This is a genomic window from Streptomyces subrutilus (assembly GCF_008704535.1).
In the GTDB taxonomy this organism is placed as follows: Bacteria; Actinomycetota; Actinomycetes; order Streptomycetales; family Streptomycetaceae; genus Streptomyces; species Streptomyces subrutilus.
In genome coordinates, this window is record NZ_CP023701.1 from 3,817,982 (window position 1) to 3,831,142 (window position 13,161).

Below are 13,161 nucleotides of genomic sequence, written 5' to 3' on the forward strand. Positions count from 1 at the left end.
CATGCGCCACGAGACACGCACGGCCGGCGGCACCACCCTCGCCGTCCTGTACGCCGACACCCCGTCCGCCGACGTCCGCCGGCGGGCCGAGGAACTGCTCGGCGAGCACGGCGCGGTCCTCGTCCGGGGCCTCGGGCTCACCGACGCGGACGCCTTCCACGGCGCGGTGACCCTCTTCGGCGACTCGCTCATCGACAGCTACCGCGGCGGGAACACCCCCCGGGCGGCCGTCTCCGACGGCGTGTTCACCTCGACCGAGTACCCGGCCCGCTTCGACATCTCCCTCCACAACGAGATGTCGTACGCGCGGTCCTGGCCCAGCCGGCTGTTCTTCGGCTGCCTGACCGCCCCCGAGACCGGCGGCGCCACCCCGGTCTGCGACGGCGGGGCGCTGCTCGCCGCGCTGCCGCCCGAGGTGCGCGAGCGGTTCGCCTCGGGCGTGGTCTACCGGCAGCACCTGCACGGCGGGTTCGGGCTCGGCAAGTCCTGGCAGGCGACCTTCGAGACCGAGGACAGGGCGGTCGTCGAACGGTTCCTGGAGGACTCGGGCGCGCGGTACGCCTGGACCTCCGACGGCGGCCTGCGCGTCAGCCAGCACCGTCCCGGCGTCCGGCACAACCCGCGCACGGGCGCCGACACCTGGTTCAACCAGGCCGACCAGTGGCACCCCTCCAACCTGCCGGACGACGAGGCGGAGACCCTGCTGTCGCTCATCGACGACGTGGACGAGCTGCCGCACTGGGTCACGTACGGCGACGGCACCCCGCTGTCGGACGACGACCTGGCCCACGTGCGCAAGGCCCAGCGCGAGAACCGGCTGGCGGAGCCCTGGCAGGTCGGCGACATCATGATCGTGGACAACATGTCGGTGCTGCACGGCCGCGAGGCGTACACCGGGGACCGGAAGATCGTCGTCTCCATGACCTGACCGGCCCCGGCCGGGACACGGCGGAAGGGGCCCGGCACGCGAGAGCGCCGGGCCCCTTCCCGTCCCCGGCACCGGCCGGTTTCACCGCACCCTTAAGGACGTGGCCGCCCGGCGCCCGCGCCCCTAGGGTCTGAGCCGATGGCGCCCGTGGTGCCCCGTGGAGCCCGGCGGTGTCCGGGCGAGGAATGGACGGAAAGCATGAACGCGCTCGACGGGATCATCGAAGGCGTACGCGCCGGCCTGGCGCGGCGGCGGAGCCGCGTTCCGGAGTGCGAGCTGCGCGACCTCGCCTCGGGGGTCCGGCCGGTCCCCGACTGCGCCGAACTGCTGCGCGGCACGGACGGACTGAAGGTGATCGCGGAGGTCAAGCGGGCCAGCCCGGCGCGCGGCCGGCTGGCGGCGATCGAGGACCCGGCCGAGCTGGCGGCCGCCTACGAGGCGGGCGGCGCGGCGGCGGTCAGCGTGCTGACGGAGGAGCTGCACTTCGCCGGTTCGCTGGCGGACCTGGACGCCGTACGGGCCCGGGTGGGGGTGCCGCTGCTGCGCAAGGACTTCGTCGTCGACCCGTACCAGGTGTGGGAGGCGCGGGTGCACGGCGCCAGCCTGGTGCTGCTGATCGTCGCGGCGCTCGAACAGCCGCTGCTGGTGGACCTGGTGGCGCAGGCGGCGGAGATCGGACTGACCCCGCTGGTGGAGGTGCACGACCAGGCCGAGGCCCGCCGGGCGCTCGACGCCGGGGCCTGGGTGATCGGGGTCAACGCGCGCGACCTGAAGACCCTGGAGATGAACAAGGGTGCCTTCGCCGCCATCGCGCCGGACATCCCGGAGAACGTCGTGCGGATCGCCGCGTCCGGGGTGCGCGGCCCGCGCTGCGCCGTCGAGTACGCGGAGCTCGGCGCGGACGCGATCCTGGTGGGGGAGGCCCTGGTGACCAGCGGCCACCACCGGGAGGCGGTGGCCGCCCTGGTGGCGGCGGGCCGCAGCATCAACGGAGGCCGGCCGGACGGCCCGAGGTTCCCGCGGCTGCCCGGTTCTCCCGGTCCCGCTTTTCCGTGACGGCCGCCCAGCGCTCCAGCACGGCCGCCGCCGCGCCCGAGTCCACGGCCCCGGCCGCCCGCGCCACCCCGTCGGCCAGCCGGGCGGCGACCGGCCGCCCGTCGGGGGACAGCGCCGCCAGTCCGGCCGCCGCCGACAGCAGGACCGCGTCCCGGACCGGTCCGCGGGCCCCGGCGAGCACCTCGCGGGCGACCCGCGCGTTGTGGACCCGGTCACCGCCCCGCAGTGCGCCGGCCGGCGCGCGGGGGATGCCGATGTCCCGCGGGTCGAAGGTCTCCGCACGCACCCCGGAGTCCGTGACCGACCACACGGTGGAGGTGGTGGTGACCGTCAGCTCGTCCATCCCGTCGTCGCCCCGGAAGACCAGCGCGGACACGCCGCGCCGCCACAGCACCTCGGCGATCAGCGGAGCCAGCCGGGCGTCGGCGACCCCGACCGCCTGCGCCCGCGGATCGGCCGGATTGGTCAGCGGGCCCAGGGCGTTGAAGACCGTGCGCACGCCCAGCTCGCGGCGGGGGCCCGCGGCGAACCGCATGGCCGGGTGGAACAGCTGCGCGAAGCAGAAGGTGATGCCGGTCTCCTCCGCGACCTCCGCGACGTCGGCGGCGGCCAGGTCGAGGCGGACGCCCAGCTCCTCCAGCACGTCGGCCGAACCGCAGGCCGACGACGCGGAGCGGTTGCCGTGCTTGACCACCAGGGCGCCGGCGCCGGCGGCCACCACCGCCGACATGGTGGAGACGTTCACGCTGTGCGAGCCGTCGCCGCCGGTGCCGACGATGTCGAGCGCGGGACCGGGCACCGACAGGGGCACCGCGTGCCGGCGCATCCCGGACACCAGCCCCTCCACCTCCTCGGCGGTCTCCCCCTTGGCCCGCAGGGCCGTCAGCAGCCCGGCGAGGCGGACGGGGCCGGCCTCGCCGGACATCACCCGGTCCATCGCCCATTCGGTTTCCCGCGCGGACAGGTCCCGGCGGTCCAGCAAGGCGTTCAGCAATTCCGGCCAACCAGTCACGAATATCTCCCAAAGGGGCTCGAAAAGCAGCGGGAAAAAGTCACCCGCCCAGTGTGGGAAATAGCGACCCCGCTTTCCAGACCACTATCCCGGGCCGCAGCCGGTCCAATTCGGAAAGAACCGAAGGAGAAAGCCGGTGGCCCTGCACGCCGCTGTCACGCTCGTCAGGGAATCCGAAATTCCGCTGACGGCCCAGATCCAGCGCTTCCTCAAGAAGGAGGTGACCGAGGGAACCCTGCACCCCGGCACGCGCCTGCCCTCCAGCCGCCGCCTCGCCGACGACCTCGGCGTCTCCCGCAGCGTCGTCGTGGAGGCGTACGGACAGCTCGTCGCGGAGGGCTACCTGGAAGCCGTACAGGGCGCCGGCACCCGGGTCGTGCGCCACCTCGACCGCGCCGTGCCCGGACCGCCCGTGCCCTCGCTGCTCGACGACGGCCACGCCGGCCGCCGGGACCCGGCCGTCCGCTGGGACCTGCGCCCGGGGGGCGGCAACGTACCCGACTTCCCCCGCCGCGAATGGCTCGCCGCCTACCAGCGGGCCCTGCACGCCGCCGACCCGGCCGCCCTCGACTACCCGCCGCTCGCCGGAGACCCGCGGCTGCGCGTCGAACTCGCCCGCTACCTGGGCCGGATGTGCGGGGTGCGCAGCACGCCCGCCCAGGTCATGGTGACCGCCGGCTTCGCCCAGGCGCTGGGCCTGCTGGCCGCCGTGCTCCCGGGGCTGGGCACCACCGCGCTCGGCATCGAGAACCCCGGCCATCCCGGCCAGCGCCGCTTCGTCCACGAGAGCGGCCTGCGGTCCCTGCCGCTGCCGGTGGACGGCGAGGGCCTCGACGTCGCCGCGCTCGCCGCCTCCGGCGCGCGGGCCGTCCTGGTCACCCCGGCGCACCAGTTCCCCACGGGCGCTCCCCTGTCCGCGCGCCGCCGCGAGGCGCTGGTGCGGTGGGCCCGGGACGTGGACGGGCTGATCATCGAGGACGACTACGACCGCGGCCTGTGGTACGAGCGGGGCGCGAGCCGGCCGCTGGCCCTCCAGCGGCTCGCCCCCGACCACGTCGTCTACGCGGGCACCGTCAGCAAGACCCTCGCCCCGGGCCTGCGCCTGGGCTGGCTCGCCGCCCCCGCCCCGCTCCTGGAACGGCTCCGCCGCGCCCGCGCCCGCCAGGACCTGGGCACCGACGTGCTGACCCAGCTGGCGTTCGCCGAGTTCCTGCGCGGCGGCGCGTACGACCGGCACCTGCGGAGGCTGAACGCGCTGTGCCGGACCCGCCACGACGCCCTGCGCGAGGCCGTGCGCCGGCACCTGCCCGGAGCGGCCGTGGCCGGCCCGGCCGCCGGACTGCACGCGTACGTGACGCTGCCCCGGCACACCGACGAGGCGGCGCTGGTGGCCGGGGCGCTGCGCCGCTCGGTGCTGCTCTGCGGCGCCGCCTCCCACCACGCCCGCCCCGGCGAGGGGGCGCCGGCCCTGGTGGTGGGGCACGCGCACCTGCCGAGGTCGGGCGCGGAGCAGGCGGTCCGGGAGCTGGCGGCCGTGCTCAGCGGGCGGTGAGCGCGCCGGCCCGCATCGCCAGGAAGTTCTCCATCATGGCCAGCCCTCCGGTGGTCATGACGGACTCCGGGTGGAACTGCACCCCCTCCACCGGCAGCGTGCGGTGCCGCAGCCCCATCACGTAGCCGTGGTCGGCGGCCACCGCGGTGGTCACCAGCGGCTCCGGCAGCGGGTCGGCGACCAGCAGCGAGTGGTAGCGGGTGGCCTCCAGACCGTGGCCCAGCCCCCGGAACAGGCCCTCGCCGTCGTGCCGGACGGTGCTGGTCCGCCCGTGCATCACCTGACCGGCCACCTCGATCCGGCCGCCGTACGCCAGCCCGATCGCCTGGTGCCCGAGGCACACCCCCAGCAGCGGGACCCGGCCCGCGAACGCGTGCACCAGCTCCACGTGCCCGGACTCGGCGGGATGCCCGGGGCCCGGACCGAGCACCACCGCGTCCGGCTCCAGCCCGGCCAGCTGCTCCGGCGTCCGGGTCCGCGAGCGGACCACCTCGGTGTCCGCGCCCAGGACCCGCAGGTACTGGTCGATGATGTGGACGAAGCTGTCGTACGCGTCGATCAGCAGCACCTTCACGGCAGCAGCTCCTCACCGGTGAGCGCCCAGTAGGCGGCCCCCATCTTCGCCAGCGTCTCCTGCCACTCCGACTCCGGCTCGGACTGGGCCACCATGCCCGCCGAGCTCTGCGTGGAGTACGTGCGGCCGTCGTGCTCGATCGTGCGGATGCACAGCGCGAGTTCGCTCCACCCGCGTACGTCGACCAGCCCGACCGCGCCCGCGTAGGCACCGCGCCGCTCCCGCTCCAGACCGTGGATGATCTCCATGGCGCGCACCTTGGGCGCGCCCGACATCGTCCCGGCCGGGAAGGTGGCCCGGACCGCGTCCCAGACGCCGACCTCCGGGGCCAGCCGGCCCGAGACGGTCGAGACCAGGTGGAACACGTGGGAGTAGGCCTCGACCTCCATCAGCCGGTCCACCGGCTGGGTGCTGGGCAGGGCGACCCGTCCGATGTCGTTGCGGCACAGGTCGACGAGCATGATGTGCTCGGCCCGCTCCTTGACGCTCTCCCGCATCTCCTTCACCCGCTGCCGGTTCACCCCCTCGTCGGGTCCCCGGCGGGCCGTGCCGGCGATCGGGCGCATCACGATCCCGCCGTCCTCGATCCGGAAGAACAGCTCCGGGCTGGCCCCGATCAGGGTCCGCCCGGCCTGCGCCGCCAGGTACATGTACGGGGAGGGGTTGCGGCCGCGCAGCCGCCGGTAGACCTCCAGCGGCGTCAGGTCGCTCTCCACGTCGATGCGGTGGCCGATCTGGATCTGGTAGACGTCGCCGACGCCGATGTGCTCCAGGCAGCGCGCGGCCCACCCCAGGAAGGTCTCCCGGTCGACGCTGTCGCGCACCGAGCGCGGCCGGGGCGCCGGCGGCAGCGCCCCGGCCGCCCCGGATCCCCCTCCGGTCGCGGGCGGTTCGGGCAGGTCCGGCAGCGCGGGCGGTTCCGCGAGGCCGGCGAAGGCCGGGCTGTCGGCCCGCAGCAGGCGCACCCGACCGTCGGCCACGCCGTACCAGACGGTGTCCCGGAACAGGGTGAGCACGATGTCCGGGCGCCCGCCGCCGGCGTCACCGCGCTCCGGCAGCTCCTCCATGTGCCAGGCCGACTCGTACGCCAGCGTGGTCAGGAACCCGAAGGCGTATCCGGTGTCGGGCAGTGCGGTGGTCACCGAGAAGAGGCCCTGCACCCGGGCGAGCGCCTCCCAGACCCGGGCCGGCCCGCCGGACCGGAAGACGTACGGGCCGTCCGGGAGCGGGTGGTGGGCCACCGGGCAGCCCGCGGCGGGCCCGTCCGTGACCAGCCCCGCGGCCTCCACCGCGCCGGCCAGCGCCCGCTTGAGCTCCGGTGTGGCACCCTCGACCTCGACCCGGTCCGCGTGGACCCGGACCTCGGCGAGCCGCCCGAACCCCACGACCGCCGACCGGCGGTCCGCGGGCGCCCCCTCCAGGCTCTCGAAGAGGAACACCTCCTCGGCCGGGAGCACCGCGCGCAGCGCCGCGTACAGGTCCAGCGGAGCGTGCCGCGCCAGCTCCCGGGCGACGACCCGCACCTCCACCCGGTCGCCGCCCGGACCTCCCGGACCGTTCCGTCCGCTCGAACCGCTCGCATCCCACACAGCGAACTCCCCCTCGATCTGATGTCCGTCGAATTGAGTGAACCAATGAGCCGCGAACCATCGCCAGACCAATTCCGGAGTTCCGATGCGGTCCATTCAAAAAATGCTTGACCATTCCGCCGCGACAATGGGTCACTGAGGCCATGAGACAAACGGAGAACATTTCCTCCTGGCGCAATTTCCCGGCCGCCCAGCAACCCGACTGGCCCGACCCCGCCGCCCTGCGCGCCGTCACCGGCCGGCTGGCCGAGGCGCCCCCGCTCGTCTTCGGCGCCGAATGCGACCAGCTGCGCCTGCGGATGGCCGCGGTCGCCCGCGGCGAGGCCATCCTGCTCCAGGGCGGCGACTGCGCCGAGACGTTCGACCGGGTCACCACCGACTCCATCCGCGGCAAGCTGAAGACCCTGCTCCAGATGGCCGTCGTGCTCTCCCACGCCACCGCGCTGCCCGTGGTCAAGGTGGGCCGGATGGCGGGCCAGTACGCCAAGCCCCGCTCCGGCGCGCACGAGGAGCGCGCCGGCGTGACCCTGCCCTCCTACCGCGGCGACGCCGTCAACGGCCTGGAGTTCACCGCCGCCTCCCGCACCCCCGACCCGCGCCGCCTGCGCGACGCGTACGAGGCCTCCGCCCGCACCCTGAACCTGATCCGCGCCCTGACCACCGGCGGCTTCGCCGACCTCCACCAGGTCCACGCCTGGAACCGGGGCTTCGTCGCCGGCTCCGGCACCGGCGAGCGCTACGAGGCCCTCGCCGACGAGATCGACCGCACCCTCGCCTTCATGCGGGCCTGCGGGGTGGACACCCGCGAACTGGGCACCGCCGAGTTCTTCGTCGGCCACGAGGGACTGCTGCTCGACTACGAGGCCGCCCTCACCCGCACCGAACCGGAGACCGGCCGCACCTACGCCGCCAGCGGCCACCTGCTGTGGATCGGCGAGCGGACCCGCGACCCGGACGGCGCCCACGTGGAGTTCTTCTCACGGATCGACAACCCGATCGCGGTGAAGCTCGGCCCCACCACCACCGCCGACAGCGTCCTCACCCTCCTCGACCGGCTCGACCCGGACCGCGCGCCCGGCCGGCTGACCTTCGTCGTCCGGGCCGGCGCCGAGCGGATCCGCGACGTGCTGCCCACCCTGGTCGAGAAGGTCGCCGCCGAGGGCGCCCTGCCGTGCTGGGTCAGCGACCCGATGCACGGCAACACCGTGACCGCGCCCAGCGGCCACAAGACCCGCTCCTTCGACACCGTCCTCGACGAGGTGCGGGGATTCGTCGAGGTCCACCGGTCGCTGGGCACCCACCCCGGCGGCATCCACATCGAGCTGACCGGCGACGACGTGACCGAATGCACGGGAGGCGGCAACACTGTCCGGCCCGAGGACCTGCCGCACCGCTACGAGACGGCCTGCGACCCCCGCCTCAACCACACCCAGTCCCTCGACCTGGCCTTCCGGCTCGCCGAGATGTACCGCGGACGCGGGCCGCTCACCCCTGCCGCGCACGCAGCGACTCCGCGATGATCCCGAACGGCGGCCGCCCGGCGAGGTAGAAGTGCTCGCCGGGCACGGTCAGCGCCCGGTACGGCCCCCGGGTCGACTCCCGCCAGGCGGCGCTCTGCGCGGCGGTCACCCGGGGGTCCGACTCCCCGACGATCGCGGTCACCGGGCAGACCAGCGGCGGCCGGGACCGCCCCTCGTACGCGGCGAGCATCCGGAAGTCCGCCCCGATGTACGGCATCACCAGCTCCACGAAGCCCCGGTTCTCCAGCAGCTCCGGGTCCGTGCCGCCCAGTTCGACCAGGGTCCGGCCGATCGACTCCGCGTCCCACGCCGCCGCGGCCACCGGGTCCCCCGCCATCAGCTGCGGCGCCCGGGACCCCGAGGCGAAGAGGTGCTCCACCCCCGAACCGGCCTCCTCCAGCGCCCGGACCACCTCGTACGCGACGATCGCGCCCATGCTGTGCCCGAAGAACGCCGTCGGCCGGCCGTCCCCGGACGCCAGCAGCTCGGCGGCGATCTCCCGCGCCATCGGCACCAGTTGCTCCGCGCAGTCCTCGGAGAACCGCTCCGCACGCCCCGGATAGCAGACCGCCTGGACCTCGTACGCGGCCATCCCCCTGCCCCAGGACCGGAAGAAATAGGGGGAGCCGCCCGCGTGCGGGAAGCACACCACCCGCTGCGCCGCGAACGGCCGCGCCCCGACCACCTGTGTCCACACCATCGCCGCCACCCCTGCCCACCCGCCGCACCCGGCGTCCGTACGTCTCCGACGGCGCGATGGTCCTGCCCGGCGCTGACGCCGCGCTGACATCGCGGGGACGGCGCTGTCAGTGGCCCGTCAGAGTCCTTCAGCACAGTGGCAGGCGTCCGCCACGCCGACCTCTGCCCCGGGAGATTCCATGACGGCGACCTCCGCCTTCCCCTCGATAGCCGAAGCGACGATGATGCCGCGCGTCATCCGGCTCGGCCCGAATCTCTACGGCGCGGCCTTCACCCTGATGAAACTGCTCCCGGCCCACCACATCCTCCGCGAGGCCGAACAGCGGGGCGAGCTGGGCCCCGACACCGTCATCGTCGAAACCACCTCGGGCACCTTCGGCCTCGCCCTGGCCATGCAGGCCGCGCTGATGCGCCGCAAGCTGATCCTGGTCAGCGACCCCGCGATCGACGCCCACCTCTACCGGCGGCTCACCGACCTCGGGGCCCGCGTCGAGATCTGCCACGAACCGGCCGAGGTCGGCGGCTTCCAGGAGGCCCGGCTGCGCCGCCTCGCCGAGATCCGCGCCGGCCTCCCGGACTCCTTCTGCCCCGAGCAGTACGGCAACCCGGGCAACCCCGGCGCGTACCGGCTCGTCGCGGAGCAGCTCGCGCAGACCCTCGGCACGGTGGACGCGCTGATCGGCCCGGTCGGCTCCGGCGGCTCCATGTGCGGCACCGTACGGGCGCTGCGCGAGCGCACCCCGCACACCGAGGCCATCGGCGTGGACAGCCACCACAGCGTGCTCTTCGGCCAGCCCGACGGGCCCCGCGAGCTGCGCGGACTCGGCAACAGCCTGTGGCCCGCCAACCTCGACCACCGGGTCTTCGACGAGGTGCACTGGCTCACGGCCGGCGAGGCCTTCGCCTCCACCCGCGCCCTGCACGCCCGCCACGCCCTCTTCCAGGGGCCGACCAGCGGCGCCGCCTACCTCGTCGCCCGCTGGTGGGCCGAGCGCAACCCCGACCGCACCGGCGTCGTGATGCTCCCCGACGAGGGCTACCGCTACCAGGCCACCGTCTACGACGACAGCTGGCTCGACGCCCAGGGCCACCCGCTGCACGAGCGGCCGGGCGCCCCCGCCGCCGCCACCGGCCCCGACGCCGCGACGGCCGACCGCTGGACCCGGTTCGCCTGGGACCGCCGGGCCTACGAGCAGGTCCCCGGCGCCGTTTCCCGGCACACCGCCGCCGCGCGGCCGGCGGAGGTCGGCGCGTGAGCGGGTCCGCGGCCACCGGCACCGGCCGGCTCGAACAGGGCCTGGGCGCACGCACCCGCCGCGTCGTCTACGGCGAGCCCGGACCCGCGGCCGTACGCGGCGAGCTGGAGGCCACCAGCACCGTGGACCTCGCCCACGTGGTCATGCTCCGCGAGAACGGGCTGCTCCCCGGCCCCGCGGCGGCCGCCCTCCTCGACCGCATCCGGCGGCTGCGCGCCGACGGCTTCGCCGAACTGACCGGCCGCCAGGCCCCGCGCGGCCTGTACCTCATGTACGAGGGCCACCTCGTGGAGGAGCTCGGCCCGGACGTCGGCGGCAAGGTCCACACCGCCCGCTCCCGCAACGACATCAAGGCCACCGTCACCGCGATGCGGCTGCGCGCCGAACTCACCGACCTGCTGGGCGAGCTGCTGCGGCTACAGGCCGCACTGCTCTCCCGGGCCCGCCGGCACGACGACGCCGTGATGCCCGTCTACACCCACTTCCAGCCCGCGATGCCGATCGGCTACGGCTACTACCTGGCCGGGATCGCCACCGCCCTGGACCGCGACCTCGACGCGCTGCGCCACACCCTCGGCGCGCTCGACCGCTGCCCGCTGGGCGCCGGAGCCGTCGCCGGCACGGACCTGCCGATCGACCCCGCCCGCACGGCCGGCCTGCTGGGCTTCGGCGGCCCCACCCTGCACGCCACCGACGCGGTGGCGGCCCGCGACACCCTGCTGCGCGCCCTGGGCACCGTGGCGTCGGCGGCGGTCACGCTGAGCCGGCTGGCCACCGACCTCCAGCTGTGGAGCACCCAGGAGTTCGGCTTCGTGGAGTTCCCCGAGCGGCTGGTCGGCGGCAGCTCCGCGATGCCCCAGAAGCGCAACGCGTTCCTGCTGGAACACGTCAAGGCCAAGGCCGCCTGGGCGATGGGTGCCTGGACCGCCTCGGCCGCCGCCGCCAAGTCCACGCCGTTCACCAACTCCATCGAGGTCGGCACCGAGGCCGTCGCCGTGGCCTGGCCCGCGCTGGCCGCCGTGCGGGACTCCGTCCTGCTCTGCCAGGTCCTGGTCTCCGGGGCCCGCCCGGTCCCCGCCCGGATGGAACAGCGGGCCCGGGAGGGCTTCACCACCGCCACCACGATCGCCAACCGGCTGGTCGGCGCGGGCGTGCCCTTCCGGACCGCGCACCACGTGGTGGGCCGCGCCGTGCGGGACGCCCTCGCCGCCGGCGAGCGCGAACTCACCAAGATCGAGACCCCCGAGGGGGTGACCGACCTCGACGGCGGCCTGCCCTCGCCCGCCGAGGCCGCCGCCGCCCTGAACCGGGGCGGCGGCCCCGGCGAGACCGCCGCCGTCGTCACCGCGCTGAGGGACCGGCTCGCCGGGCACGGAGACTGGATCACGGCCCACCGGGAGGGGCTGCGCGAGGCCGCGCGACGCCTGGACGCCGCGGTGGAAGCCGTTGTCGCACGCTACGGAACGGGAGACGCACGATGAACGGGGACGGCGCCGCCTTCGCATTCCTGGAGAGCAACACCACCGGCACCGGGCGGGAGTTCTGCGCCGCCGCCCGGGCCCGGGGGATGCGGCCCGTCCTGCTGAGCCGGGATCCCGGCCGGTACCCGTACGCCGCGGCGGACGGCGTGGACACGGTCGTGCTGGACACCGCCGACCCGCAGGCCGTCCTGGAGGCCTGCACCCGGCTCGCACCGGCCGCCATCGCCTCCAGCTCCGAGTACTTCGTCGACCTGGCGGCCCGCCTGGCGGCCAAGCTGGGGCTGCCGGGCCCGGACGGCGACGCCGTCGCCCGCTGCCGCTCCAAGGACACCCAGCGCGCCGTGCACGCGGCCGCCGGGGTACCCGTCCCGGCCTTCGCGGCGGTCACCGGGGCCGCGGAGGCCGCACGGGCCGCCACCCGGATCGGCTTCCCGGTGGTCCTCAAGCCGGTCAGCGGCTCCGGCTCGGCCGGCGTACGGCTCTGCGCGGACCCGGAGGAGACCCGCGCGTGGGCGCGGCGGCTGCTGGCCGACGGCTCGGCCACCGTGCTCGTGGAGGAGGCCGTGCGCGGGCCCGAGTTCTCCGTGGAGACCTTCGACGGCACGGTGGTGGCGGTGGTGGCCAAGCACGTGGGCCCCGAGCCGTACTTCGTGGAGACCGGGCACGACGTGCCCGCCCCCGTCCCGCCCGCCACCGCCGAGGCGCTCGGCTCCACCGCCGTGCAGGCGGTCGCCGCCCTGGGCCTCGGCTACGGGGCGGCCCACACCGAGCTGCGGCTCGGCCCCGCCGGGCCGGTGGTCATCGAGGTCAACCCGCGCCTGGCGGGCGGCATGATCCCGGTCGCCGTCCGGGCCGCGACCGGCGTCGACCTGGTCGACGCCGTCATCGCCCGGGCCGCCGGACAGCCCGCGGCCCCGCCCGGCCCGGCCGCCGGCCACGCCGCCGTCCGCTTCGTCCGGGTGGCCGCGGAGGGCCGGGTCACGGCCGTCGACGGCCTGGCCGACGCCGCCGCCGCCCCGGGGGTGGCCGCCGCGGCCGCCACCACCGCGGTCGGCCGCGAGGTGCGGGTGACGCACTCCTTCCAGGACCGCCTGGCCTGCGTGGTGGCCGCCGGCCCCGACCCCGCGACCGCGGCCCGCCGCGCCTCGGCGGCCGCCGCCCTGATCGACATCACCGTGGAGGACACCCCCCGATGAAAGGCGCCCCGCCCCCGACGAACCCCACCGCCCCGCACCCCCCGCCCCCGGCACCCCCTTCACCCCCACGACCGCCCGACCCGCACCCACCCCGGCAGCCCCCGCACCGACCCCCACCCGCAGCACCCGCCCACTGCCCGGCACCGGCACGCACGAGCCCGCCCTCGACACCCCCTTCACGCCCACAACGGCCCCGGCCGCACCCACCCCGGCAGCCCCGGCGCCGAAGCCCGGCGCGCGGGGAGGCCCGGCCACGGTGCCGGCCGCCCCGCCGGGTCCCGCGGGCCCGGCCACCGGT

The 13,161-nt window shown here is 75.5% G+C and carries 11 protein-coding genes; 7 read left to right on the forward strand and 4 right to left on the reverse strand.

All coding sequences use genetic code 11. The features are described 5' to 3' along the window. Position 1 precedes the first annotated feature (1 nt). Together CP968_RS16660 and trpC are read left to right on the forward strand one after the other, a co-directional pair. Positions 2-928: a TauD/TfdA family dioxygenase gene (locus CP968_RS16660; protein WP_150518775.1), complete on the forward strand. Its 927-nt coding sequence runs from the start codon at positions 2-4 to the stop codon at positions 926-928. A 198-nt stretch (positions 929-1,126) separates the two neighbouring features. Continuing rightward, positions 1,127-1,984 (forward strand): indole-3-glycerol phosphate synthase TrpC, encoded by an 858-nt coding sequence (gene trpC / locus CP968_RS16665; RefSeq protein ID WP_150518776.1) that lies wholly within the window; start codon positions 1,127-1,129, stop codon positions 1,982-1,984. Here the strand turns inward: trpC and trpD are convergent. Further along, a complete protein-coding gene (trpD, locus tag CP968_RS16670) occupies positions 1,914-2,996 on the reverse strand; it encodes an anthranilate phosphoribosyltransferase (protein ID WP_229886390.1) in 1,083 nt (360 codons plus the stop codon). The two genes, trpC and trpD, sit on opposite strands and share 71 nt — an antisense overlap. Positions 2,997-3,132: 136 nt before the next feature. On the opposite strand from trpD, the gene pdxR reads away from it, so the two are divergent. Beyond that, positions 3,133-4,548, forward strand: coding sequence for a MocR-like pyridoxine biosynthesis transcription factor PdxR (gene pdxR, locus CP968_RS16675; RefSeq protein ID WP_150518778.1), 1,416 nt, complete (start codon positions 3,133-3,135; stop codon positions 4,546-4,548). Here pdxR and CP968_RS16680 read toward each other — a convergent pair. Next, the gene (locus CP968_RS16680; protein WP_150518779.1) at positions 4,535-5,122 is read right to left on the reverse strand and encodes an anthranilate synthase component II; all 588 of its coding nucleotides are present in this window, start codon (positions 5,120-5,122) and stop codon (positions 4,535-4,537) included. The two genes, pdxR and CP968_RS16680, sit on opposite strands and share 14 nt — an antisense overlap. Next, positions 5,119-6,711: an anthranilate synthase component I family protein gene (locus CP968_RS16685; protein WP_244330573.1), complete on the reverse strand. Its 1,593-nt coding sequence runs from the start codon at positions 6,709-6,711 to the stop codon at positions 5,119-5,121. Before CP968_RS16685 ends, CP968_RS16680 begins: the two co-directional genes overlap by 4 nt. A 143-nt stretch (positions 6,712-6,854) precedes the next feature. Between CP968_RS16685 and CP968_RS16690 the strand changes: the two genes are divergently transcribed. Next, positions 6,855-8,231, forward strand: coding sequence for a class II 3-deoxy-7-phosphoheptulonate synthase (locus tag CP968_RS16690; RefSeq protein ID WP_150518781.1), 1,377 nt, complete (start codon positions 6,855-6,857; stop codon positions 8,229-8,231). On the opposite strand, the gene CP968_RS16695 is transcribed toward CP968_RS16690, so the two are convergent. Beyond that, the gene (locus CP968_RS16695; protein ID WP_150518782.1) at positions 8,197-8,931 is read right to left on the reverse strand and encodes a thioesterase II family protein; all 735 of its coding nucleotides are present in this window, start codon (positions 8,929-8,931) and stop codon (positions 8,197-8,199) included. The two genes, CP968_RS16690 and CP968_RS16695, sit on opposite strands and share 35 nt — an antisense overlap. 178 nt (positions 8,932-9,109) lie before the next feature. Between CP968_RS16695 and CP968_RS16700 the strand changes: the two genes are divergently transcribed. Genes CP968_RS16700 through CP968_RS16710 form a run of 3 tightly spaced genes read left to right on the forward strand, consistent with a single transcriptional unit; the run spans position 9,110 to position 12,863 of the window. Then, positions 9,110-10,186 carry a cysteine synthase family protein gene (locus CP968_RS16700; RefSeq protein ID WP_150518783.1) on the forward strand — a complete coding sequence of 359 codons (1,077 nt, stop codon included), beginning with the start codon at positions 9,110-9,112 and terminating at the stop codon, positions 10,184-10,186. After that, positions 10,183-11,667 carry an argininosuccinate lyase gene (gene argH / locus CP968_RS16705; protein WP_150518784.1) on the forward strand — a complete coding sequence of 495 codons (1,485 nt, stop codon included), beginning with the start codon at positions 10,183-10,185 and terminating at the stop codon, positions 11,665-11,667. Before CP968_RS16700 ends, argH begins: the two co-directional genes overlap by 4 nt. Then, positions 11,664-12,863, forward strand: coding sequence for an ATP-grasp domain-containing protein (locus CP968_RS16710; protein WP_150518785.1), 1,200 nt, complete (start codon positions 11,664-11,666; stop codon positions 12,861-12,863). Before argH ends, CP968_RS16710 begins: the two co-directional genes overlap by 4 nt. The last annotated feature ends 298 nt before the right edge of the window (positions 12,864-13,161 follow it).